Annotated in this window: 27 protein-coding genes; 6 read left to right on the plus strand and 21 right to left on the minus strand. The window is 63.5% G+C overall.

The window, feature by feature from the left end:
- Nucleotide 1: 1 nt before the first annotated feature.
- The 3 genes from sdhD to MESCI2_RS0115670 form a co-directional block, all read right to left on the minus strand.
- Entirely contained in the window at nucleotides 2–397 is a 396-nt protein-coding gene (gene sdhD / locus MESCI2_RS0115660) for a succinate dehydrogenase, hydrophobic membrane anchor protein (protein WP_027037414.1), read from the minus strand.
- 2 nt (nucleotides 398–399) lie between these two features.
- A complete protein-coding gene (gene sdhC, locus MESCI2_RS0115665; RefSeq protein ID WP_032900823.1) occupies nucleotides 400–819 on the minus strand; it encodes a succinate dehydrogenase, cytochrome b556 subunit in 420 nt (139 codons plus the stop codon).
- Nucleotides 820–1,080: 261 nt separating this feature from the next.
- Nucleotides 1,081–1,509, minus strand: coding sequence for a hypothetical protein (locus MESCI2_RS0115670; RefSeq protein WP_027037416.1), 429 nt, complete (start codon nucleotides 1,507–1,509; stop codon nucleotides 1,081–1,083).
- A 262-nt stretch (nucleotides 1,510–1,771) separates the two neighbouring features.
- Between MESCI2_RS0115670 and MESCI2_RS0115675 the strand changes: the two genes are divergently transcribed.
- Nucleotides 1,772–2,134, plus strand: a complete 363-nt coding sequence (locus MESCI2_RS0115675) for a hypothetical protein (RefSeq protein WP_027037417.1) — start codon at nucleotides 1,772–1,774, stop codon at nucleotides 2,132–2,134.
- Here the strand turns inward: MESCI2_RS0115675 and MESCI2_RS0115680 are convergent.
- Both MESCI2_RS0115680 and MESCI2_RS0115685 read right to left on the minus strand, forming a co-directional pair.
- Nucleotides 2,118–3,326, minus strand: a complete 1,209-nt coding sequence (locus MESCI2_RS0115680; protein ID WP_027037418.1) for a GGDEF domain-containing protein — start codon at nucleotides 3,324–3,326, stop codon at nucleotides 2,118–2,120. The two genes, MESCI2_RS0115675 and MESCI2_RS0115680, sit on opposite strands and share 17 nt — an antisense overlap.
- 76 nt (nucleotides 3,327–3,402) lie before the next feature.
- Entirely contained in the window at nucleotides 3,403–4,599 is a 1,197-nt protein-coding gene (locus MESCI2_RS0115685) for a GGDEF domain-containing protein (protein WP_027037419.1), read from the minus strand.
- A gap of 157 nt (nucleotides 4,600–4,756) precedes the next feature.
- Here MESCI2_RS0115685 and MESCI2_RS0115690 point away from each other — a divergent pair, with 157 nt between their 5' ends.
- Entirely contained in the window at nucleotides 4,757–5,074 is a 318-nt protein-coding gene (locus MESCI2_RS0115690) for a hypothetical protein (protein ID WP_023811261.1), read from the plus strand.
- A 39-nt stretch (nucleotides 5,075–5,113) separates the two neighbouring features.
- Here the strand turns inward: MESCI2_RS0115690 and leuC are convergent, their stop codons facing one another.
- The 7 genes from leuC to rplS all read right to left on the minus strand — a co-directional run bounded on the left by leuC (nucleotide 5,114) and on the right by rplS (nucleotide 11,246).
- Nucleotides 5,114–6,523 (minus strand): 3-isopropylmalate dehydratase large subunit, encoded by a 1,410-nt coding sequence (gene leuC / locus MESCI2_RS0115695; RefSeq protein WP_027037420.1) that lies wholly within the window; start codon nucleotides 6,521–6,523, stop codon nucleotides 5,114–5,116.
- A 410-nt stretch (nucleotides 6,524–6,933) separates the two neighbouring features.
- Nucleotides 6,934–7,569: a class I SAM-dependent DNA methyltransferase gene (locus MESCI2_RS0115705; RefSeq protein WP_027037421.1), complete on the minus strand. Its 636-nt coding sequence runs from the start codon at nucleotides 7,567–7,569 to the stop codon at nucleotides 6,934–6,936.
- A 55-nt stretch (nucleotides 7,570–7,624) separates the two neighbouring features.
- Entirely contained in the window at nucleotides 7,625–8,434 is an 810-nt protein-coding gene (locus MESCI2_RS0115710; protein ID WP_027037422.1) for an amino acid ABC transporter permease, read from the minus strand.
- Between the two features lie 209 nt (nucleotides 8,435–8,643).
- Nucleotides 8,644–9,441: a transporter substrate-binding domain-containing protein gene (locus MESCI2_RS0115715; protein ID WP_027037423.1), complete on the minus strand. Its 798-nt coding sequence runs from the start codon at nucleotides 9,439–9,441 to the stop codon at nucleotides 8,644–8,646.
- A 178-nt stretch (nucleotides 9,442–9,619) separates the two neighbouring features.
- Entirely contained in the window at nucleotides 9,620–10,129 is a 510-nt protein-coding gene (locus tag MESCI2_RS0115720; RefSeq protein ID WP_027037424.1) for a MarR family winged helix-turn-helix transcriptional regulator, read from the minus strand.
- Nucleotides 10,126–10,539 (minus strand): organic hydroperoxide resistance protein, encoded by a 414-nt coding sequence (locus MESCI2_RS0115725; RefSeq protein WP_027037425.1) that lies wholly within the window; start codon nucleotides 10,537–10,539, stop codon nucleotides 10,126–10,128. Before MESCI2_RS0115725 ends, MESCI2_RS0115720 begins: the two co-directional genes overlap by 4 nt.
- 155 nt (nucleotides 10,540–10,694) lie before the next feature.
- Nucleotides 10,695–11,246: a 50S ribosomal protein L19 gene (gene rplS, locus MESCI2_RS0115730; protein ID WP_013528861.1), complete on the minus strand. Its 552-nt coding sequence runs from the start codon at nucleotides 11,244–11,246 to the stop codon at nucleotides 10,695–10,697.
- A gap of 327 nt (nucleotides 11,247–11,573) precedes the next feature.
- Between rplS and MESCI2_RS0115735 the strand changes: the two genes are divergently transcribed.
- A complete protein-coding gene (locus MESCI2_RS0115735) occupies nucleotides 11,574–12,326 on the plus strand; it encodes a sulfite exporter TauE/SafE family protein (protein WP_027037426.1) in 753 nt (250 codons plus the stop codon).
- 50 nt (nucleotides 12,327–12,376) lie between these two features.
- On the opposite strand, the gene MESCI2_RS0115740 is transcribed toward MESCI2_RS0115735, so the two are convergent.
- From MESCI2_RS0115740 to rimM, 3 genes are all read right to left on the minus strand, one after another.
- On the minus strand, nucleotides 12,377–12,844 hold the full coding sequence (locus MESCI2_RS0115740; RefSeq protein WP_027037427.1) for a hypothetical protein: 468 nt from the start codon (nucleotides 12,842–12,844) through the stop codon (nucleotides 12,377–12,379).
- A gap of 81 nt (nucleotides 12,845–12,925) precedes the next feature.
- Entirely contained in the window at nucleotides 12,926–13,627 is a 702-nt protein-coding gene (gene trmD, locus MESCI2_RS0115745) for a tRNA (guanosine(37)-N1)-methyltransferase TrmD (RefSeq protein WP_027037428.1), read from the minus strand.
- Nucleotides 13,624–14,223, minus strand: coding sequence for a ribosome maturation factor RimM (gene rimM / locus MESCI2_RS0115750; protein WP_027037429.1), 600 nt, complete (start codon nucleotides 14,221–14,223; stop codon nucleotides 13,624–13,626). Before rimM ends, trmD begins: the two co-directional genes overlap by 4 nt.
- 399 nt (nucleotides 14,224–14,622) lie before the next feature.
- Between rimM and MESCI2_RS0115755 the strand changes: the two genes are divergently transcribed.
- Entirely contained in the window at nucleotides 14,623–15,561 is a 939-nt protein-coding gene (locus tag MESCI2_RS0115755; RefSeq protein ID WP_027037430.1) for a tyrosine recombinase XerC, read from the plus strand.
- A gap of 387 nt (nucleotides 15,562–15,948) precedes the next feature.
- Nucleotides 15,949–17,019: a TraB/GumN family protein gene (locus MESCI2_RS0115760; RefSeq protein ID WP_027037431.1), complete on the plus strand. Its 1,071-nt coding sequence runs from the start codon at nucleotides 15,949–15,951 to the stop codon at nucleotides 17,017–17,019.
- 10 nt (nucleotides 17,020–17,029) lie between these two features.
- Here the strand turns inward: MESCI2_RS0115760 and MESCI2_RS0115765 are convergent, their stop codons facing one another.
- Nucleotides 17,030–17,509, minus strand: coding sequence for a DUF2867 domain-containing protein (locus MESCI2_RS0115765; RefSeq protein ID WP_027037432.1), 480 nt, complete (start codon nucleotides 17,507–17,509; stop codon nucleotides 17,030–17,032).
- 191 nt (nucleotides 17,510–17,700) lie between these two features.
- Between MESCI2_RS0115765 and MESCI2_RS1000000138465 the strand changes: the two genes are divergently transcribed.
- Nucleotides 17,701–18,051 (plus strand): hypothetical protein, encoded by a 351-nt coding sequence (locus tag MESCI2_RS1000000138465; RefSeq protein ID WP_081738752.1) that lies wholly within the window; start codon nucleotides 17,701–17,703, stop codon nucleotides 18,049–18,051.
- Between the two features lie 69 nt (nucleotides 18,052–18,120).
- On the opposite strand, the gene lpdA is transcribed toward MESCI2_RS1000000138465, so the two are convergent.
- The 5 genes from lpdA to odhB all read right to left on the minus strand — a co-directional run bounded on the left by lpdA (nucleotide 18,121) and on the right by odhB (nucleotide 22,957).
- On the minus strand, nucleotides 18,121–19,551 hold the full coding sequence (lpdA, locus tag MESCI2_RS0115770; RefSeq protein ID WP_155936618.1) for a dihydrolipoyl dehydrogenase: 1,431 nt from the start codon (nucleotides 19,549–19,551) through the stop codon (nucleotides 18,121–18,123).
- A gap of 60 nt (nucleotides 19,552–19,611) precedes the next feature.
- The gene (locus MESCI2_RS0115775; protein WP_027037434.1) at nucleotides 19,612–20,367 is read right to left on the minus strand and encodes an SDR family oxidoreductase; all 756 of its coding nucleotides are present in this window, start codon (nucleotides 20,365–20,367) and stop codon (nucleotides 19,612–19,614) included.
- Nucleotides 20,364–20,831, minus strand: a complete 468-nt coding sequence (locus MESCI2_RS0115780; RefSeq protein ID WP_245270349.1) for a hypothetical protein — start codon at nucleotides 20,829–20,831, stop codon at nucleotides 20,364–20,366. Before MESCI2_RS0115780 ends, MESCI2_RS0115775 begins: the two co-directional genes overlap by 4 nt.
- A 51-nt stretch (nucleotides 20,832–20,882) precedes the next feature.
- Nucleotides 20,883–21,581: a DUF4241 domain-containing protein gene (locus tag MESCI2_RS0115785; RefSeq protein WP_027037436.1), complete on the minus strand. Its 699-nt coding sequence runs from the start codon at nucleotides 21,579–21,581 to the stop codon at nucleotides 20,883–20,885.
- Between the two features lie 95 nt (nucleotides 21,582–21,676).
- Nucleotides 21,677–22,957 carry a 2-oxoglutarate dehydrogenase complex dihydrolipoyllysine-residue succinyltransferase gene (gene odhB, locus MESCI2_RS0115790; RefSeq protein WP_027037437.1) on the minus strand — a complete coding sequence of 427 codons (1,281 nt, stop codon included), beginning with the start codon at nucleotides 22,955–22,957 and terminating at the stop codon, nucleotides 21,677–21,679.
- Between the last annotated feature and the right edge of the window lie 25 nt (nucleotides 22,958–22,982).

The raw sequence follows: 22,982 nt of genomic DNA on the forward strand, positions 1-22,982 counted from the left end.
CTCAGCCTCCGAATGCCAGCTTGAGCAGGGCGAAGATCGAGGCGACGCCGACCGCTATGGTGAAAAATGTATTGAGCGCGATCAGCGCCAGCTTCATGCCTTCGCCATGCACGTAATCCTCGATGATCACCTGCATGCCGAGCCGCATATGGACAAGCCCGGAGATGAGCACCAGGGCCATCACCAGCGCCACGAACGGGTTGGCAAGGGCTGCCCGCACATGCTCGTGGTCGGCGCCGTTGAGCGCGATCAGGAACCCGACGAAGAACAGGATCAGCGGGATGTTGGCGATCGCGGTCAGGCGTTGGCGCCAGAAATGCCCGGTGCCCTCGCGGGCGGAGCCGAGGCCGCGGACCTTCGCCAGCGGCGTGCGCATGTCGGTGTTTTTGCCGCTCATGGTCAGGCTCCCCGCGCCATATAGCCGGCGATCCAGATCAGCAGCGTGAGCAGGATCGAGCCGGCCAGCGTCGCCCAGGCGATTTTCGAGGCGGTATGCTTCTCGAGGCCGGCGCCGGTGTCCCAGACCAGATGGCGCACGCCACCCAGCATATGGTGCATCAGCGCCCAAGTGTAGCCGAACAGGATGAGCCGGCCGAGCCAGGTGCCGAAGGCCCAATTGGCCCAATCGAAGGTCGCCTGCGAGCTGGCCGCCGCCATCAGCCACAGGGCGACCAGCAGCGTGCCGAAATACAACGCGCCACCGGTGATGCGGTGAATGATCGACATCGTCATGGTGATCGGCGGCCGGTACACGGTGAGGTGCGGCGAAATCGGCCGTTCACGTCTGGCAAATTCGCGGGTGGCTGGTGATTTGCTCATGGCTCCCCCAGTTCGGCGTCACTCTGGAGCCTCAGGTGGAAATGCGGCATTGCCGCTTCCGGTTGCGACTTCGGACAGCCGGTTTCTAATGCTCTTTTTGCACCGCGTCAAAGCCAGAAAACCGTTTCGAAAACGTAATTTAGTCTGACTAAAAGGCGGGCTTGGGCTTCAATCGATTAGGCCGGGGAGGCCCGAAGCCGGCTCGATATCGCTGCAGTGCAACATGTCTGGCCCAAGGGCCCAGCCGTGTTGAGATCAGCGCTAGCGTTTGCAGGTCTGCGGCGTCGACCCCTTCTTCATCACCAGCGCCTCGCGTCCGTCGATCACGATTGCGTCATGGGTGGCCGCCTGGTAGCGGCTGCTCTGGTTGGCGGGCGACGCCGCAAACTCCTCGGTCGCGCCGTCGGACCCGACCACACGCAACGACGTGCCTAGATTTTGGATGGAAATCACACCGTTGTTGCCGCATCTGTAGGTGGCCGTGCCTATGCCGGATCGCGGCGCAGTAAGGTCGGTGATGATCTTGGTTGCAGCTGTCGGAGGCGCCGCGGCTGTGACGGACTGCTGAGCCGACGCAGGTGAGACGACGACGGTATTGACCGCCTTCGGCGCGCTGTCCTGCGGCACACAGGCTGCAACGATAACGAGCAACGGGAAAACGGACGCCCAATTCGGCCGGCGTAGCGACATATGCTGTCCTCCCGCGCGGCAAACCAGCCGCGATGCTTTGCCAAGATCAAGGTCATCCCGACGCCGAGACGGACACCGGCGCGATGGTGCGGCCAAGCATGGCCGAATGATGGCCACCGGGTTTTCCATGCAGTCGGATATTAACGGATATTAACCATGTTTGCCGAGACATCGCCGCCAAACGCGCCAGCCTCTTAACAAAGGTTAAGAAAACGTTAATTTCTGATTCGAGGAGGCTTTCCCTCAAGACATGGAGGACGCCATGCGTTCGAATTCAGGCAGACCGCGCCTTGCGGCGCTCATCGTGGCGGCCTCGGTCGTCGGCCTTGCAGCGCCAGCGCTTGCCGGCGCGCGGCATCAGGATCGCGTCTACGCCGATACCTTCGGCAATCTCGTCATCGACAGCGCCGCCGGCTACAAGCGCATCATCGTCGGCCAAGGCAGGCTGGCCAAGCAGCTCTCCGACTACACCAGCGCCGGCCAGCCCAAGGTGATCTACGAGAACGAAGCCGACGAAATCAGCGGTTATAGCGATTGCTACCGGCCGCCAGTGCTGGTGAAGGGCCGCTCCTATATGTACGGTCTCTCCGACGGCGAGATGCCCGAGCTCAGCCCCTGCCGCTAGCCTCGATACCGGCTGACGACCAGTTGCCGGCCGGCCCGGCCGAAACGCGCACGCAATCGCGCCCGGCATTCTTCGCCTGATAGAGCGCCTGGTCGGCGCGCCGCATCAGATCGGCAAAGTCTTCGCTCGGATGAAGTTCGGCGACGCCGAAGCTCGCGGTGCAGCGGTTGTCCGCCGGCAGCCCGTCGATGGGCAGCGCGCCGAAAGCACTGCGCGTGCCCTCGGCGAACAGCCGCGCCGCGGCAAGGTTGGTTCCCGGCAGGATGATGGCGAACTCCTCGCCGCCGATGCGGCCGGCAACGTGATGCGCGGCGGCGGCTTCGCGCAGGAAGCCTGCAAAAATCTCGATTACCCGGTCGCCGGACGCGTGGCCGAAACTGTCGTTGACGCTCTTGAAATGATCGAGATCGGCGATGACCAGCGCGACCGGCACGCCTTGCCGCATCGCGCCAAGCACCGCCAGCTCGGCATGGCGGGTGAAGCCGCCGCGGTTGAGCAGGCGCGAAAGCGTGTCCGTCTCCGATTTGGACGTCACTTCGGCGAGCACGTCGCGAACCAGGATGGCCAGCATCAGCAGCGCCAGCGCCAGCGCAAAGACAGTGCCGAGCGATTGCGACACCAGCGCGTAGTTGCTTTGCAGATAGGCTTGCGGATTGGCGCCCCAGCCGCCAAGCGCATGCGCGATGAACGGCTTGGAGGCAAACTGCAGGCCGCTCGCCGCCAGCACGGCCATCAACATGCGATCGAGACGGGCAAGCTTTTGCCTCGATGACGAGACGATGGCCAGCCCGATGAACTGCATGACCGCATAGGGAAGTTGGTAGGCCATGATGCGGATCAGCGACTGCCGGGGCAGGTCCTGCACGAAATACACAGCTATGGTGGCGGCCAACAGGAACAACAGCATCGGCTTCCAGGGCGGCGCCACGCCGTATTTGCGGGCAAGCCCGCCATTGAACGCAATGGTGGCGGCAAGGAAAACCGCGAAGGCGGCCACGACCGGGAGCCGCGCGTCGGCAAAAGCGGGAATGGAGAATTCGATGGCCGAATAGGCCATGCCCAGCAGATAGCCAAATGCCAGCCAGCGCGCCGGCGCCCGGCCGACATCATGGAAGGCGACCGCCATGAAGGATGCCGCCAGCAGGCCGGCAACCGACAAATTGATCAACAGGATGAAGTTGGCGCCGCTCATGTTCTCCCGCACCCGCGCCGATAGCTAACCATCGACGGGCGAAGAAGACGTTAACGCCATCCCGTCCGGCCAGGATTCAGCCGGTCTTGAGCGGCTCCGGCAGGAACGCCGTTTCCGGCCGCTCATAGGACAGGCGTACGCTGTCGCGGCCGTTCTTCTTGGCTTTGTAGAGCGCATCGTCGGCACGGCGCATCAGCGGCTCCAGCGCCTCGTCACCGCTGCGCGCCGCCACGCCGAAGCTTGCCGTCACCTTCGTTCCCTGGGGAAGCCCGTCGACATGGCCGGCTGAATAGACGGTGCGCACCGCTTCGGCGAACAGCCGCGCCGCGGCAAGATCGCTGAGTGGCAGCAGCACCGCGAATTCCTCGCCGCCGATACGCCCGGCAACACCACGCGCGCCGGCCGCCGACCGAAGCTTGGCGGCAAAGTCGGCGATCACGCGATCGCCCGCCCCATGCCCATGCACATCGTTGAGCGCCTTGAAATGATCGAGGTCGGCCAGCACCAGCGCGACCGGGAACCGGGCCGAGGCGCAGTGCTGCAAGAGCAGCATGCCGCGTTCCTCGAAGCCACGCCGGTTGAGCAGGCCCGACAGGGGATCGGTATAGGTCTCGGTCTTCAACGCCTTCAACACGTCGAGTGCGGCGGCGGAAAACAGGCACAGCGCGATGAGCAGCGAGAGCAGCGCGTGCGACAGCAGCGCCGTCGTCCAATAGGACGAGCCATAGAACCCGTCATAGCTGGCGAAGGGCCCATGCGCGATGACGACGGCAAGGGTGCGCACGAAGAAATTGGCGCCCGACAGCAGCGACAGCACGAACAGGATTTTTTCGGTCGGGCCGTTGTTGCGCACCGGGCGCAGTTCGGCGGCAACCAGAAGGCTGATACCGCCGAAAGCGAAATTCATCGCCAGGATGCGCCAGGTGAGATCCGGCGCGACGAACAGGAACCAGCACAACGACGCCAGCCCCCCGCCGGCCAGCACGCCGATGCCCACATAGGGCACCTTGCGGCCATAGCGGTGGACGATGGCGCCGGCCAGGCAGCAGCCGGCGATGGTGAAGCAGATGTTCGACACCAGCTTGGTCAGCGGCATGCCGATGGGCAAGGTGAAGTACTGGAGCAGGAAGCCGACCGCAGAGAGACTGTAACTGAGCGCCAGCACGGCCAGATAGGGACGGTGACGCTGATACGACCACAGCACGAGGAACGCCGCGCCGAGCGCCAGCGCGATCGTCGGGTTGAGCAGCGCTATGAGCAGACCCGTGTCCAAACGACTGGTATTTCCCACTTACGTCAGGGAAGAGCTTAGAGGGCAAGCGCAAACAAGCGGTTAAGCGAAAGCGGCAAGCAGGACCGCCGTCTCAAAATAATGTCAGGGAACCGCAGTCTCCGGTCAGCGTTCCTCCGTTCACAATCTGGAGCGACCCATGGCCGACACGATCACACTGACCGACCACGATGCGATCCGCTCGTGGGCTGCCGGGCGCGCCGGCTTTCCCGCAATCGTCGACATATCGCCCGAAGCGGGGACGCAGCCCATGTTGAGACTGGTCTTCGGCCAGCACGCCTATCAGGATCAGGACCAGCCTGAACGGCCCCTCAATGCGGGAGGCTATGAACTCGTCGAATGGGACGAATGGTTCAAGCTCTTCGAGGAACAACAGCTTGCGCTTGTGGTCGCGGCCGAACAGCCGGGACGCCGCGAGGAGTTCCACGAACTCGTCCGCCGTGACGGGAAGCTTTGAACCCGAGCCCACGCGGCTCGGGTTCTGTTCAAATCCGGGTTACTTCCACTCGCGGATGTCGACGAAGTGGCCGGCGATCGCCGCGGCGGCCGCCATCGCCGGCGACACCAGATGGGTGCGGCCCTTGAAACCCTGCCGGCCCTCGAAATTGCGGTTCGAGGTCGAGGCGCAGCGTTCATGCGGCTTCAGCCGGTCGTCGTTCATGGCCAGGCACATCGAACAGCCCGGCTCGCGCCAGTCGAAACCGGCGGCGAGGAAGATCTTGTCGAGGCCTTCGGCTTCCGCCTGTTCCTTGACCAGGCCGGAGCCCGGCACGATCATCGCATCGACATGCGCGCTGACCGTCTTGCCTTCGACCACCTTGGCGACGGCGCGCAGATCCTCGATGCGGCCGTTGGTGCATGAACCGATGAAGACGCGGTCGAGCGTGATGTCGGTGATCTTGGTGCCCGGCGTCAGACCCATATAGTCGAGCGCGCGCTGCTTTGAGGTGCGCTTGTTCTCATCGGTGATGTCGGCCGGGTTCGGCACGATGCCTTGCACCGACACGACATCCTCGGGCGACGAGCCCCAGGAGACGATCGGCGGCAGCTTGGCCGCGTCGAGCACGATCACCTTGTCGAAATGCGCGCCTTCGTCGGACTGCAGCGTCTTCCAGTATTCGAGTGCCGCATCCCAGGACGCGCCCTTCGGCGCGCGCGGCTTGTCCTTGACATAGGCGAAGGTCGTCTCGTCGGCGGCGATCAGGCCGGCGCGCGCGCCGCCTTCGATCGACATGTTGCAGATCGTCATGCGACCTTCCATCGACAGCGCACGGATCGCTTCGCCGGCATATTCGATGACATAGCCGGTGCCGCCGGCGGTGCCGATCTCGCCGATGATGGCCAGGATGATGTCCTTGGCGGTGACGCCCTCCGGCAACTGGCCGTCGACACGCACCAGCATGTTCTTGGCCTTGCGCTGGATCAGCGTCTGCGTCGCCAGCACATGCTCGACCTCGGACGTGCCGATGCCATGCGCCAGCGCGCCGAAAGCGCCATGCGTCGAGGTGTGGCTGTCGCCGCAGACGATGGTCATGCCGGGCAGAGTAAAGCCCTGCTCGGGTCCGATGATGTGGACGATACCCTGGCGGATATCGTTCTCGGAATAATATTCGACGCCGAAATCCCTGGCGTTCTTGGCCAGCGCCTCGACCTGGATGCGGCTTTCTTCGTTCTTGATGCCGAACTTGCGCTCGGGCGAGGTCGAGACATTGTGATCGACCACGGCCAGCGTCTTTTCCGGATGCCGGACTTTACGGCCGGTCATGCGCAGGCCTTCGAAGGCCTGCGGGCTGGTCACTTCATGGACCAGGTGGCGGTCGATGTAGAGCAGGCAGGTGCCGTCGTCCTGGCGGTCGACGACATGGTCGTCGAAAATCTTGTCGTAGAGGGTGCGCGGTGCGCTCATGTGCGTAAATCCGTCGATATGAGAATGGGAAAGAGCAGGTGCCGGACCTCCGGCCCGGCGAAACGACCCCGGCGGGTCGGCCTAGGGTAGTCGGCTGGTCAGCGCCCCGGACACGCGCGCGGAGAAGCGCGACGGCAGGCGTTTTCTGTCCTGCAGCACGAACCCCTTGTAGGCCGGATCGCCAAAAAGCTCTTCCATGGCGTGGCTCATATCAATGTTTTGGGTTTTCGGCAATTGCGGCGTTCAGCGCCTTTACCTTCTCCCCTTGTGGGAGAAGGTGGATCGGCGCGCAGCGCCGAGACGGATGAGGGGTGCTCCAGCGAAGTGAGGCGGTGCCAAGCTGGAACACCCCTCATCCGACCTCGCTTCGCGAGGCCACCTTCTCCCACAAGGGGAGAAGGGAAGTGGAGTCACATCACTTCAAACACAAACGTCTTCACCAGCGCGTCAGGCTCGGCGATCGCATAGCAGCGGAACCACGGGCTTTCCTCGATCGGCCGCCATTTCCCAGCCTGCTCCAGCTCATCGAACACCGCTTGGAAACCGCCGCTCTCAAACACCTGGTCACGCACGGTGAAGATGGCATGGCCGCCCTTGCGGGTGATGCGCACCAGCTCGTGCAGGCCGGATGCCGGCGCATGGCTGATGGTGAACACGCCGGTGGAGAAGAAGGCGCGGAAGTGGGCGTCAGGCCATGGCAGCGTTTCGCCCAGCATTGCCTGCTTCAGCTCGCTGTAGGCATTGCGGCTGCCGGCGATCTTCAGCATATCGTGCGAGAGGTCGAGCCCCGCAATGTCGCGGTAACCGAGCGCCTTCAGCGAAGGTCCCGACAGGCCGGTGCCGCAGCCGGCATCGAGCAAGGGGCCATCGCCCGCCGGCACATGGCGCGCCACCCAGGCGGTGATCAGGAAAGGCAGGAGGTAGCCGAGCGAGGTGGTCTCGCTGTCATAGGTCGCGGCCCACGCGGCATAGGCCTCCTCAAGCGCTTCCGGCGTGTCGGCCGTATAGACGGAATCCAGAGCCGCATTGGCTTTGTCGACGATCATGGGAACCTCCTGAAGGGGAATGCTCGGGGATCGTAGCGCTGCCTTGGCCGAAAAACTATTCCTCGTACTGGCGGCGCAGCCGCCGCTCCAGCGCCCTGAGCGCCAGCGACAGCCCGACGGTCAGGATGAGATAGATGTAGGCCGTTATCGAATAGGTCTCGAAGAAGCGGAAGGAGCCGGCGGCGTAGACCTTGCCCATCTGCGTGATGTCGGCAACGCCGAGCACCGAGACCAGCGAGGAATCCTTGACCAAAGCGACGAAATCATTGCCGAGCGGCGGCAGGATGGTGCGGATTGCCTGTGGGAACACGATCAGCCGGAAACGCTGCGCGCGTGTCAGCCCAAGCGCCTTCGCCGCTTCGATCTGGCCCTTCTCCACCGCCTGGATGCCGGCCCGGAAAACCTCCGAGATGAAAGCCGAATAGCCGATGGTCAGCGCCATGATGGCGCGCCAGAGCAGCGACACGTCGCGCACCAAAAGCTCGCCGAACAGGCCGGCGCTTTGCAGCGGCGCGGTCAGCGCGTTCCAGGCCGCGACGAAGGCCGGCGCGCCGGCAAAGGCGATCCAGAACAACAGCACCAGGATCGGCACGCCGCGGACGATCTCGACATAGAAGCGCGCGATCTGGCGCAGCCAGCGCGAGCCGGACATTCCCATCAGCGCGATGCCAAGACCCATGGCCGAAGCCAGCACGAAGGCAATCACGGTGACGAAGATGGTGACGCCGATGCCCTTGGCGACCGTGGCGAACACCTGAGTATAGAGGTTGCTGGTGGCGACGAAGACGGCCACCGCGATGGCGAGGTTTACGGCAACGACAAGCCACCAGGGAAAGTCGGCTTTGGAGGAAGAAGCGGGAGGCATCAAAAGGATTGCGCCAAGGCACCCCCCTCTGGCCTGCCGGCCATCTCCCCCGCAAGGAGAGAGATTGGCAGCTCCAATGGCCGCGCCCTTTCTTCAATGCTGGAGCTACGCGAAGGCAGGGCGGACAGCTGATCTCCCCCCTTGCGGGGGAGATGCCCGGCAGGGCAGAGGGGGGTGTTCAAGCGCCGTGTCTGCGTGAGGTTCAGCGACTACTGCCCCATCTTGTAATCAAGAAACCATTTCTTGTTCAGCGCATCGAGCGTTCCATCCGCCTTCAACGCCGCAATCGCCGCGTTGACCGGCTTCACCAGGTCGGAACCCTTCGGGAAGATAAACCCAAAATCCTCGGTGCCGAGCGGTCCGCCGATCAGCTTCAGCTTACCCTCGGAGGCATCGACATAGCCTTTGCCGGCGGTGCCATCGGTCAAAACGACATCGACGTCGCCGGATTTCAGCGCCTGCACCGTCGCGCCGAAGGTCTCGAACAGTTTGATGCGCGGGTTCTGCTCATTGCCGTCGAGCACGCTGTAGACGGCGGTGTAGAAGGGCGTGGTGCCGGCCTGCGCGCCGATCAGCCCGTCCTTGAAGGCGCCGAAGGTCTTGGCGTCGGTGAAGCGGCTCTCATCGCCGCGCACCAGCATGAACTGTTCCGAGCGCATATAGGGGTCGGAGAAATCGACCTTCTCCTTGCGGTCGTCCTTGATGGTGATGCCCGTCATGCCGATGTTGTACTGGTTGTCGGAAACCGCCTGGATCATCGCGTCCCAGGAGGTGTTCTGGTATTCGACGGCAAAATTCAGCCGCTTGGCGATCTCGTTCATCGCGTCATATTCCCAGCCGATCTGCTTGCCGGTCTTGGCATCGATGAACTGCAGCGGCGGATAGGCGTTTTCGGTCACCACCACCACCTTTTTGCCGCCGAGGTCGGGCAGCGCCTGCGCAAAGGCGGCAACGGGCACCAGGACGAGGGCAAGCAGGCCTGCCAGCAGCAGTTTCGATTTGGTCATGACACACTCCCCGGAAATTGACGGACCCAGGCACGGCCGGGCTTGCAGGAAAATCCGGCGCCGACTTTAGCTTTCCGCAGGCGTCATGCAAGACGGTCCGCTGCGTCAGCGCGCGCGAAAAGGGATTCCGATGCCTTCATTTCCGGGATTCAGGAAACGAACGGTGTCGCGGCAGCGATCAGCTCCGCTTCGCGGTGCCGGCATCCGCCCTGCGCAAGCCGGAGACGAACCGTGTCAGGGTGCGGTGCAGGGATTGTAACTCGTCGGAATCCAGCGGCAGGTTGCAAAGCATCGCCGCCGGCACACTTTTGGCCTGCTCACGCAAGGCTTGGCCCTTCGCTGTCGGCTCGACCAGAACCCGGCGCTCGTCGGCCGGGTCGCGCCGGCGTGTGACCAGGCCACCCGCCTCCAGCCGCTTGAGCAGCGGCGTCAGCGTCGCCGAATCCAGCCCCAGCGCTTCGCCAAGCGTGCCAACCGTGCTTGGAGCCCGTTCCCAAAGCGCCAACATGGCCAGATATTGCGGATAGGTCAGGCCGAGCGGATCGAGCAGCGGGCGGTAGAGCTTCGTCATCAGCCCGCTTGCCGAATAGAGCGCGAAGCACAGCTGCTGGTCGAGCCGCGGAACGTGAAACGTCCCGGCGGCCTCCGCCGGGACGTCGCTGGTGCTCTTTGTCGTCTTTTCCGTCATGCCGCCTTTACCGAAAGCGCTACGTCGACATTGCCGCTGATGGCGTTGGAATAGGGGCAGATCTTGTGCGCCTCCGATACAAGCGCTTCCGCCGCCGCCTGATCAAGGCCTTTCGTTTCCGCCGCGAGCGCGACGCCGAGCTTGAAGCCTTCGCCATTGGGAAGCAGGCTGACGGTGGAGGTTACCCCGGCATCCGTCAGCGACAGCTTCTGTTTGCGCGCGACGAAGCGGATGGCGCTTTCGAAGCAGGCGGCATAGCCGATTGCGAACAGTTGCTCGGGATTGGTGGCGCCCCCCGGCCCGCCGAGCTCCTTGGGCATTGCCAGATCGACCTTGAGCAGACCGTCGCTGGTCTCGCCATGGCCGGCGCGGCCGCCGGTGACGTGAGCCTGTGTGGTGTAGAGTGCCATATCAAATCTCCAATTATCTTGTGCACGATTATTTAGTACACAAGATAATATGCCGTCAACAACCGGATCCTGTTTCTGGCGCCGAAAACGTTCACAGTCTGGTGAAACGAAAAAGGCGGCCGAAGCCGCCTTTTTGAATGGGATTTCCGAAAACCTTATTCGGCGGGGGTCGCTTCCGCGGCGGCCTTGGCTGCTGCTTCGGCTTCGGCGGCGGCCTTCTTCTCGGCGGCGTCCTGGGCTGCCTTCTCGACGGCCAGGGCCTCGGCTGCTGCCACCTTCTCGGCCTCGATGCGGGCCTTCTCGGCGTTCAGCGCATCGCGCTCCTCATCGTTCAGCTTGCGGGCGCGCACGCCGGTGTTTTCCGAAATACGGGCCGATTTGCCGCGACGATCGCGCAGGTAGTAGAGCTTGGCGCGACGCACCTTGCCGCGGCGAACGATCTCGACGCCTTCAACCATCGGCGAGTAGACCGGGAACACGCGCTCGACGCCTTCGCCGTAGGAAATCTTGCGAACCGTGAAGTTCTCCTGGAAGCCGGCGCCGGCGCGGGCGATGACGACGCCCTCATAGGCCTGGACGCGGGTGCGGGTGCCTTCGGTCACGCGGACCTGGACGCGCACGGTGTCGCCGGGCTGGAATTCGGGAAGCTTGCGCTTGGCTTCGATCTTGGCGGCCTGTTCGGCCTCGAGCTGACGGAGAATATCCATCTCAAAAGTCCACTTCTTGTTCTTCCGACAGTCAGAGCGTCCGACACTCGCCGTGCAGTTCCATTGACCGCTTGGCTATGCCTTTTGTCTCCAAGACATTTGTCTTTGAAACATCCAGCAGGGGCGACTACACCGTCATTGTTGACGGGTCCGGCAGATTCTTTCTGGCCGGTACGGGCGGGCCATACAGCTATTTCGCCGCTTTGTCACGCCTTGGGCGCGCATTTTCTGCTCGCATGGCACCATCGTAATCCTGCCGTGCCGGGTTGCGCCGGTCGTTCAGGCTTTCTAAGCCTGAAATAACACAGTTTTGAGCGGCCGCAATTCATGTCTGTCTTCGATGCCATCCTGCTCTTTCTGGCGGGCTTTCTGTCAGGCGCCGCCAATGCGGTCGCCGGTGGTGGCACCTTCATCACCTTCGGCGCCATGACGTTGGTCGGCCTGCCGCCGATCGTCGCCAACGCCACCTCCTCGGTGACCCAATTTCCAGGCTACATCACTTCGACCCTCGCCTACTCGGCCGATATCAGGCATTTCTGGCGCGGCGCGCTGCTGCTGTGCCTGATCTCGGCCGTGGGCGCTCTGGCCGGCGCGCTGATCCTTTTGGCACTCGACAATCCGTCGTTTCGCGCTCTGGTGCCGTGGCTGCTGCTGGCCGCGACGGGCCTGTTCGCCGCCGGCCCCTGGCTGAAGCCGGTGCCGAAGCCCGGCAATGAAGCGGCGGTGGGCTCGCTCGCCGGCTCCCTGGCGCAGTTTCTCACCGCCATCTATGGCGGCTTCTTCGGTGCCGGCATGGGCGTGATGATGCTGGCGACGCTCGGCCTGACGCAAGCCGGCGACTATCACCGGCTGAACGCGTTGAAGAACATGCTGGCCATGGTCATCGCCGCTGTCGCGATCGTCGTCTTCGTCTCGGGCGGCGTCGTCGCCTGGCCGCAGGCGATCATCATGATCCCGGGCGGAGCGCTCGGCGGCTATGCCGGCGTCTGGATCGCCAAGCGCGTGCCGCAAAACGCGGTGCGCGGCTTCGTCGTCGCCGTCGGGCTGTTTCTAGCCTTCTACTATTTCACGAAAGGCTGAGCCGGGCTAAACTGCGGCGAACGCGTGCTGGTCGCTCTCCGCGCAATCGACTAACCAACACAAGTAAGAACGGGATTGGTCATCTGCTTTTGCCAATCCGGCCCGAGAGCGGCTTTTGCAGAAAGCGCACTCTCTGATCCAGGGTCTCCATCGTGGAACATCTTGATTGCGAATGATTGCCCGTGATGTCCAATAACCATTGGCATACCTGGCTGATAAGTTGTGGTCGCATTCACCATCGATCCGCTGACGACGGCCGTCGTGTTGTAGGTACCCGGACCTTGTACAACGGCAATGTTACTCTCGGAGGCACCGTTGAAAATCACATAGCTGTCGAAGCCGGCTTTGAGCGTGGCTATCGCAGCCTCCTTTGCCGCAACCTTCGATGCGCCGATGCCCCCACAAGCGGGCGCCGCGCTCGACTGAACTATAGCCGTATCGCGCGACGTCTGAACCGTGCTTGCCGAAGCGCAGCCCGCCAATACAGACATAGCCAAATAAACGAAGCTCTTTTGCATGAATCCCCCCAAATGCTTAGGGAGACTAGCGCTCAATTCTCACAGAATTCGAGGCAGTCAAATAGGAGAATGGTCTCTTCTTCAAACACTACTGGTCCTGCCACCTCTCAAAAGATCCGGACGCCGCTCCTTCGTCAGCCTCTCGGACTCCGCCCGACGCCATGCAGCGATCTTCTTGTGGTTGCCGGAAACCAGCACCTCGGGTATCTCGCGGCCTTCGAACTCCTGCGGCCGCGTATAGTGCGGATGTTCGAGCAGGCCGTTCTCAAAGCTCTCCTCCTCGCCCGACACCGCGTTGCCCATCACGCCGGGCAACAGCCGCACCACCGCGTCGAGCAGCACAAGGGCGGCCGGCTCACCACCCGAAAGGATGAAATCACCGATGGAGACTTCCTCCAATCCCCGCGCGTCGATCACCCGCTGGTCGACGCCTTCGAAGCGGCCGCACAGGATGACGGCGCCCGGCCCGGCGGCCAGTTCGCGCACGCGCGCCTGGGTCAGCGGCTTGCCGCGCGGGCTCATCAGCAGCCGAGGCCGCGCATCGCCTTCCGGCGAAGCATGGTCGATGGCTTTCGCCAGCACGTCGGCGCGCATCACCATGCCGGCGCCGCCGCCGGCGGGCGTGTCGTCGACGGTGCGGTGGCGGTCGGTGGCGAAGTCACGGATCTGGATCGCCTCCAGCGACCACGTCCCGGCCTCGAGCGCCCGGCCGGCCAACGACAGGCCGAGCGCGCCGGGAAACATTTCGGGGTAAAGCGTCAGCACGCAAGCCGAAAAACTCACCGGTTGCCCCCGGCATCGCTCGGTCCGCGCGGCCTGCCCTTCGGATCGAAGTCTTCCTCGCGCGGGCCATCGCCATCCTCGTCGTCGACCAGCCCGGCTGCCGCCGGATCGACTCGGACAAAACCCTCGGCGATCGACACTTGCGGTACGGCGGCCTGTGTGAACGGGATCAGCAGGCCCTTGCGCCCGCCCAGCGTCACGTCGAGAATGTCGCCGCCACCGAAATTGTGCACCGCGACCACCTTGCCAAGCACGGCACCCGTATCGTCGCGGACTTCGAGGCCGACAAGGTCGGCATGATAGAATTCGTCTTCCTCGCCATCGTCCGGCAGCATCGAACGGTCGACGAACAACTCCGTGCCGGCCAGCGCCTCGGCCGCGTTGCGGTCGGCAATGCCCTTGAAGCGGACCACGACGACGGTGTTGGCGGGCCTGATGTCGATGATCTGGAAGGCGCGCCCGTCCCTGGCGTAGAGCGGCCCGTAATCGGCCAGCGCCAGCGGTTCACCGGTGAAGGTCTTCACCCGCAATTCGCCCTTGATGCCATGGGCGGCGCCGATCACGGCCATCTGGACAGGGTTCTGGGGCTTGCTCATGGCGCTTTTACCTTCGTCATCCACGGGCGGAGCAGGCGCGAAGCGACTGCGCAGACCCGAGGATCCATTCCGTTACGGCGACCAAAAAGCACGGCAGTTCAGAAAGGGTCACGAGTCTCGTTCCTGCCAACTCTCTATTTGCAAACACTTCGCGTGGTCTCCACCGCAAAGCTATCAGACTTGTAACGCAGCAACGCTCGCAGGTCACGGCATGGATCCTGGGGTCTCCGCGACGTCGCTTCGCTCCTGCTCCGCCCCAGGATGACGAAGGGGCGGGCATTTCAGCCAATCACCAAGGTAGTCACCTGCCACCAATCGATGGTCTCCTAACCTCAGCCGGCTGTCATTTCAATGACGGCTCTTCACCGCTTCCTAACCCGAATACCCGAAAATGCCGCCATGCAGGAATTCCTCATCCCCGCCAAACCCGATCTCCAGGCGGCACGCGAAAGCTGGCTGAAGATGCTCGCGCGAGAACGTCGGCTGTCACCTGAGACGGTGGAAGCCTATGAGCGCGACACGCGCCAGTTCCTGCATTTCCTCACCGGCCATTGCGGCGGCTCACCCGGCATTTCGGACATCGCCGATCTGCGCCCGGCCGACCTGCGCGGCTTTCTCGCGGCGCGGCGCAACGCCGGTGCCGGTGCCCGCACGCTGGGCCGGGGTCTCGCCGGCATCCGCTCGCTGCTGCGTTTCCTCGAGCGGCACGGCCTCGCCAATGCGGCCGGGGCGGCAGCACTGCGCGCGCCGCGCCAGCCCAAATCGCTGCCCAAGCCTCTGACAGCGAGCGATGCCAAGCATGTCGTTTCCATCGAAGGCCAACTGGCGGAAGAACCCTGGATCGCTGCCCGCAACGCCGCCGTGCTGACACTGCTCTACGGCTCTGGCCTGCGCATTTCCGAGGCGCTCGGCCTGGCCGGTGCCGATCTGGCGTCGGCGGCCGACACGGTGCTGCGCGTCACCGGCAAGGGCGGCAAGACGCGCCTGGTGCCGGTGCTGCCGGTGGCGCTCAGGGCGATCGCCGAATATCGCCGGCTCTGCCCCTACCATCTCGACCCCAAGGGCCTGTTGTTTCGCGGCGCCCGCGGCGGTCCGCTCAACCCGGCCATCGTCCAGCGCGACATGGCCAAGCTGCGCTCGGCGCTCAACCTGCCCGATACCGCGACGCCGCATGCGCTGCGCCATTCCTTCGCCACGCATCTGCTCGGCCGCGGCGGCGATTTGCGCACCATCCAGGAACTGCTCGGCCACGCCAGCCTGTCGACGACGCAAATCTACACCGGCGTCGACACCGCTAGGCTGCTCGAGATTTACGAATCAGCCCATCCACGGGCATGAACGCCAGTAACGTCGCACCGTATCGGTGGGCTATTATAAACGTTCACCATTGGCCGAAAGCCTCCCCAACGTCGTCATCCCTGGGCGAAGCAGGAGCGAAGCTCCGTCGCGGAGACCCTGGGATCCATGCCGCGACCTTTGCCATGGAGTGCAGCGGAGCGGAATTCTGCACTGTTGCGGCGTTCCAGAGTCCCGGCATGGATCCTCGGGTCTGCGCCGCGTCGCTGCGCTCCTTGCTCCGCCCGTGGATGACGAAGAAATGGGCGTTTCCGCTAATCGTTGAGGCATGAGCCCCCATCGACGTCAGCTGAGGGCGATAGCCAGTCCAAGACAATTTCTCAGCACAGGTTAACCGTTTTGCCGCTTTTCGGTTCTAGGAATGGGGCCATGAAACGCGTCATCGCCATCGCCGACCGTGCAGCTTCCGTGTCGCTGAAGCTGCTCGTCGCGTTCAATGTTCTGTTCTTCCTGGCCTTCCTCGCCGCGCTGCTGTTCGCCGTCGGCAAGGCGCATGCCGAAATCCCGACCTGCACCGGCGCCGACATGCTGTCGGCCTTGCAGAAGAACGATCCGGCCACCTACCGCAAGATCGAAGCGGAAGCCGCCGCGACGCCGAACGGCAAGGGCCTGTTGTGGAAACTGGAAAAGCCCGGCGAGAAGCCGTCCTTCCTGTTCGGCACCATGCATATGACCGACCCGCGCGTCACCACGCTGCCTCCCGACGCGCAGAAAGCCTATGACGCCGCCGGCACCATCGTCATCGAAACCACCGACGTGCTCGACAAGCAGAAGATGATGGTCGCGATGCTCAAGGAGCCGGACCTGATGATGTTCACCGATTCGACGACGCTGGCGTCGTTGCTGTCGCCCGATGATGCGGCGGCCATGAACACCGCGCTCGACGCACGCGGCATTCCGCCGGCAACGGTTGCCAAGATGAAGCCGTGGATGCTCTCGGCCATGATGGCACTGCCGGCCTGCGAGCTGGCCCGCCAATCAGGCGGCGCCCCGGTGCTCGATGTCAGGCTGGCGGAAGGTGCGAAGGCTTCCGGCAAGCCGGTGGAAGGATTGGAGACGGCTGAAAGCCAGCTGCGCGCCATGGCCTCGCTGCCACTGGCGTTTCACATGAAGGGCCTCGTCGACACGCTGAAGCTCGGCGACAAGATCAACGACATCAACGAAACCATGATCGTGCTCTACCAGCGCGGCGACACCGGCATGTTCTGGCCGCTGTTTCGTGCCGCCATGCCAGACCAACAGGACGACCCCGCGGGCTATGCGGCGTTCGAGGAAACCATGATCACCAGCCGCAACAAGGTGATGGTCGAGCATGCCGAACCGATCCTTGCCAGGGGCAACGTCTTCATGGCGGTCGGCGCCCTCCACCTCCCCGGCCCCGAAGGCCTCGTCGAGGATTTCCGCAAGGCCGGTTACACCGTCACGCCTGTTGGACTTTAGCGGCTTCAGTCTACTTCGCCAGGATCTGGGCCAGCATCGCCGGAACGACAATCCGGTGAAACGGCATGATGATCGCGAGATAGGCGCGCCCGAGCAGATTGTGCGTCTTGACGATCGTAGATGCGGCCACTTCCTGTCGGCCCATGCCAAGATCCCTGACTTCGACCAGGACACGGAAATCGAGATGCCGGTCGTCGAGGCCAAGCACGACCTTGCCGGGAGATTGGCTGATAAGCGGAAAGATCCCGATCTTGCCGCCCGGCAACACGGCAGGTTCCAGGCCCGTCTTCAGCCGGAATGGCCTGACGGCAAGATTGCGCAGCGCTATGAGCCTTTCAACCCAGCGCGGCGTTTGCCCCAAAGCCCGTTCGGCGGCGCCGAGAGCGGTCAATGAAAGACCTTCGGTGACCAGCACATAACGGTCGGCGAACCGGGCTCCGGCGAGAGCATCGCAGTGATTCGGGACAAGCTGTGCTAACGGATTTGTCACGGCAAAATCCTCCGATTCTACCTTAACAGACGCAAATTCGGCGCGCTGCGTGGCGAAACGACGCCATTCCGGCTGCGGAAAGGCGGGATTGTCCTTGTTTTTGGCGTTTTCCAACCCTAGCGTGAAACCAGTTCAATGATTGCGCGTTGTATGGTGTTGATTGATATTTTTCATCCACGGAGGACACTTTTATGGCGAACGCACCGAATCCAAACGACCCGTTCAATCCCAACACCACCAACACCACCATCAAGCAGAGTGGTGGCGGCGGTAGTGGCTGGCTGATTGCGCTGGTCGTCGTTATTCTGGCGGTTGTCGCGTATTATGTTTTTGGAAGAAGCGGTGAGCACCCGGCACCCGCCGAGCCACCGGCGGCCAGCACACCGGCCCCTGCACCGGCACCGGCGGAACCGATGAAGCCGGCCGAACCGGCTCCCGCGGCACCTGCTCCTGCTCCGGCAGCGCCAGCACCAGCGGAACCTGCACCGGCCCCAGCGCCCGCACCGGCTCCAGCGCCGGCTCCTGCCGCACCGGCCAACTGATCGGTTCGATATCAAATACGAACGGCCCGCTGAAAAGCGGGCCGTTTTGTTCTGTCGCTCGTTTGTCGCCTAGATATGAATGGGCTTGAAGAACGTGGCCAGTGCCGCCTCCTTGACTGCTTCCGACATCGTCGGATGCGCGTGGCAGGTACGGGCGAGATCCTCCGACGAGCCGCCGAACTCCATCAGCACCGCCGCCTCGTGGATCATCTCGCCGGCGCCGAAGCCGACGATATGCACGCCGAGCACGCGGTCGCTTTGCTTGTCGGCGAGGATCTTCACAAAACCGTCGGTGTGCAGCATGGCGCGCGCCCGGCCATTGGCGCTGAACGGGAACTTTCCCACCTTGTAGTCGATGCCGGCCTTCTTCAGCTCTTCTTCGGTCTTGCCGACCGAGGCGATTTCCGGGCTGGTGTAGACGACGCTCGGAATGACGTCATAGTTCACGTGGCCGGCCTGGCCGGCAATGGTTTCCGCCACCGCCACGCCCTCGTCCTCGGCCTTGTGCGCCAGCATTGGCCCGGCGATGACATCGCCGATGGCATAGATGCCGGGGACATTGGTCTTGAGATGGCCATCGGTCTTGACCCGGCCGCGCTCGTCGACCTCGACGCCGGCTTCCCCGAGCCCGAGACTGTCGGCATAGGCGCGGCGGCCGGTGGCGATCAGCACGGCATCGGCCTCGATCGTCTCGGCGGCGCCGCCCTTGACCGGCTCGAAGGTGACGGTCGCACCCTTCTTGGCCTTGGCGACACCGGTGACCTTGGCGCCGAGCTTGAACTCGAAACCCTGTTTCGACAAAAGCCGCTGGAACTGCTTGGAGACCTCGCCGTCCATGCCGCCCAGGATGGTGTCAAGGAATTCGACCACGGTGACCTTGGCGCCGAGCCGCGCCCACACCGAGCCGAGCTCGAGCCCGATGACACCGCCGCCGACCACCACCAGATGGCCGGGAACCTTGTCCAGCGACAGCGCTCCGGTCGACGACACGATCACCTTCTCGTCGATATCGACCTTGACGCCGGGAATGCCGGCGACATCCGAGCCGGTGGCGATGACGATGTTCCTGGTCTCGATCTCCTCGACCTTGCCGTCCTCGGAAGTGACCGACACCTTGCCGGCGGCGATCACCTTGCCGGTGCCGCGGAAACTGTCGATCTTGTTCTTCTTGAACAGGAAGGCGACGCCGTTGACGTTGGACGACACCGTCGCGTCCTTGTGGGCCATCATCTTCTTCAGGTTCAGCTTCGGCGCCGATATCTCGACGCCGAGCGTGTCGAAGGAATGGCCGGCCTCGGCGAACATTTCGGAGGCGTGGAGCAGTGCCTTGGACGGGATGCAGCCGATGTTGAGGCAGGTGCCGCCGAAGGTCGCGCTCTTCTCGATCACCGCGGTCTTCAGCCCGAGCTGCGCCGCCTTGATGGCGCAGACATAGCCGCCCGGTCCCGATCCGATGATAACGACGTCATAAGCCATGATACTGTCCTTCTGTTTGAGCATGATGCCGAAAAGTGTGACGCGGTTTTCGGATAACACCATGCTCGATCTGCTTGAGAGCGCTCAGCGGCCGCCGCTTACATTCAGGATCGCGCCTGTCGTGTAGGACGCGGCGTCGGAGAGAAGATAGAGAACCGCGCCCGCGACTTCATCAGCCTTGCCCGCTCTTTTCATCGGCAGCAGGTCGCGAAACCGCTCCACCCGGTCAGGCTGCCCGCCGGAAGCGTGGATGTCGGTGTCGATGATGCCCGGCCGCACCGCATTGACGCGGATACCCTCCAGCGCCACCTCACGGGCAAGCCCGATGGTGAAGGTGTCGATGGCGCCCTTGGAGGCGGCATAGTCGACATATTCGCCCGGCGAGCCCAGCACCGCCGCAGCCGACGAGATGTTGACGATGGATCCGCCCGACCCGCCATGACGGGTCGACATGCGCTTCACCGCCTCGCGGGCGCAGAGGAACGAGCCGACGACATTGATGCGCATCATGCGCTCCAGCCGCGAAACATCCATCTCGTCGACGCGCGCCTTGACGTCGACGATGCCGGCATTGTTGACGAGGGCATCGAGCCGGCCATAGGCGCGGTCGACAGCTTCGAACATGGCTACGATATCGGCCTCGCTGCCGACATCGCCCTTGACGGCAAAGGCCTCGCCACCGGCAGCCTCGATCTCGGCGACCAGTGCCTCGGCGGCATCCTGATTCGCAGCGTAATTGACCGCGACCCGATAACCGGCCTTGGACCCGAACCGGCAGATCGCAGCGCCGATGCCGCGGCTGCCGCCGGTGACCAGCAGCACCTTTTTCGTCCCGCTCATTCCTGGCATCCCTTCAAGGCAAACACATCCCCCGGCACTTTCGAAAACCCGCCGCCGCCATAGGCGCTGGACTGGCGCAACGCGGGCCCGAGATCCGGCAGGATCAAAGTCTTCGGCGCCTCGACCCCTTCGGCCGGCAGCAGCCCGATGTTGCCCTTGTCATCCGCCGTGTAGATGACGCCATGCCAGGGCGTGCAGGCCGCAAGCTCCTCGCCGGTGACGTCGCCCTCGGGGCATTTGTACATCAGCGCGCCGTTCGGCCGTGACACGCCCTCGTTCCACATGACGATACCGTTCAGCACCACATCGTTGTCGAGGATCATGCGGAAGCTGTTGGTGACGGTCGCCGAGGTGCCGGTCGGCGTGAAATCGATCTCGCTGCCGCCCTGGGCGTCGCCATAGACAGCGAGCTCGATCGGGCAGGCAGCATGTGCAGCAGAGTCGGTGAACAACACGGCCAGCATCCCGGCTGCACATCGGATAGTGGGCGATAGGACGCTTTGCATCAGCGCGACCTACTTGCTCTCGCGGCCATCGGCGTGTTCCAGCACGCCGAAATCGGTCAGCAGCAACAACGGCTCGCCGGCTGCGTCCAGTCCCCAGAATGACGGATAAAATCCATCACCCCAGCCGCTCCAGAACATGGCAATGTTGAGCGGGTTGCCCGCAACCGGACGGTGCATGACGAACCTGTCCTGGTTGGGTGCGAATTCGGCTGCCAGCACGTCGTCATAATAATTCTCATCGGCCTTGAGCTTGTCCTGCTCGGCCGACATCAGCGCCATCGCCGTCTTGTCCATGAACGAGCCAAGGCCGGCATCGACGGGATAGCCGAACATTTCGTCGTCCTTCAGCGTCGACACATCCTGGTCTGGCAAGGTCGCCAGTTCCCAGCGAACCGGCATACCAGGGCGGAGCCGAAGGAACGCTGCTGCCACACGTCCCTGGGCCTCGAACAGAGAAACCGGATAACTTCCAGGTTTGACCTTGCGGCTCAATGCTGGCCAGTCATCGCCTGTGACCAGAGGATCGCAGGCCATAATCTCGCCCGTCGGCAATTCGAGTTGGCCGATCGGGGTGACCGTTATCTTCCGCTCCGCCAATTGCACGTCACTAAGGGCAAAGATGCCGAGGTTGCTGCTCACCTTTGCCGGATTCCATCCGGCGGCGATTGCCAGCGAAGGAACAGCAGTGGACAAGCCAAGCCAGAAAATACTGCGCCGAAAAGTCCGCTGCGCGCCGCCCGCGGCCCGGCCCAGTTTGAACCCGAACCGTTCTAGCCAGCCGCTCACGGGGCGGTTGGCCTTGCTCACAGATCGAGCACCAGCCGTTCCGGATCCTCCAGGCTTTCCTTGACGCGGACCAGGAAGGTCACCGCTTCCTTGCCGTCGACGATGCGGTGATCGTAGCTCAGCGCCAGGTACATCATCGGCCGGATCACGATCTGGCCGCCGACCACCACGGGCCGGTCCTGGATCTTGTGCATGCCCAGAATGCCCGACTGCGGCGCGTTGAGGATCGGCGTCGACATCAGCGACCCGTAAACGCCGCCGTTGGAAATGGTGAACGTCCCGCCTTGCATGTCGGCGACCGACAGCTTGCCGTCGCGCGCGGCGATGCCCAGCCGGCCGATATCCTTTTCGATCTCGGCGATCGACATCTGGTCGGCATTGCGCACCACCGGCACGACAAGACCCTTCTCGGTGCCGACGGCGACGCCGATATGGGCATAATTCTTGAAGATGATGTCGGTGGCATCGATCTCGGCGTTGACAGAGGGGATTTCCTTCAGCGCGTGGGTGACGGCCTTGGTGAAGAAGCCCATGAAACCGAGCTTCACGCCGTGCTTCTTTTCGAACACGTCCTTGTACTTGGTGCGCAGCGCCATCACCGCTGACATGTCGACCTCGTTGAAGGTGGTCAGCATAGCGGCGGTCGACTGCGCTTCCTTGAGGCGGCGCGCGATGGTCTGGCGCAGCTTGGTCATGCGCACGCGCTCCTCGCGCGACGCATCGTCGCCCGAGGACGGCGCACGTACGGCAACCGGTGCAGGTGCCGCCTTCGGCGTCTCTGCCGGCTGCGACGGCGCGCCCTTGGAGATGGCGTCGAGCACGTCGCCTTTCAGCACCTGGCCACGCTTTCCCGAACCGGAGATCTGGTCGACCGAGAGATTGCTTTCGGCGATCAGTTTCGCCGCGGCCGGTGCCGGTGGCATGGTGCGCGGCTCGACCGGGCCGGCATCGCCGGCGATGTTGGCGGTCTCGGCCGCTGCCTGCTTGCCGGTCGATGCCGCATCCGACGACGAGGCCTGCGACACCGCTTGCGGCTTGGTCGCTGGTGCAGCGGCCGCGCCACCTGCCGAAATCGACCCCAGCAGCGCGCCGACACCGACTGTCTCACCTTCCTTGACGGTGATCTCCCCCAGAGTGCCTGCGGCGGCGGCGGGCACCTCCACCGTCACCTTGTCGGTCTCGAGCTCGACCAGCGGTTCATCGGCGGCGATTGTATCGCCAACCTTCTTGAACCATTTGCCGACGGTCGCTTCAGTGACGGATTCGCCGAGAGTGGGAACGCGGATTTCGGTAGCCATTGTGCCTGTCCGTTTTCTTTCGGTT

This window comes from Mesorhizobium ciceri WSM4083 (assembly GCF_000519305.1).
Classification (GTDB): domain Bacteria; phylum Pseudomonadota; class Alphaproteobacteria; order Rhizobiales; family Rhizobiaceae; genus Mesorhizobium; species Mesorhizobium ciceri_B.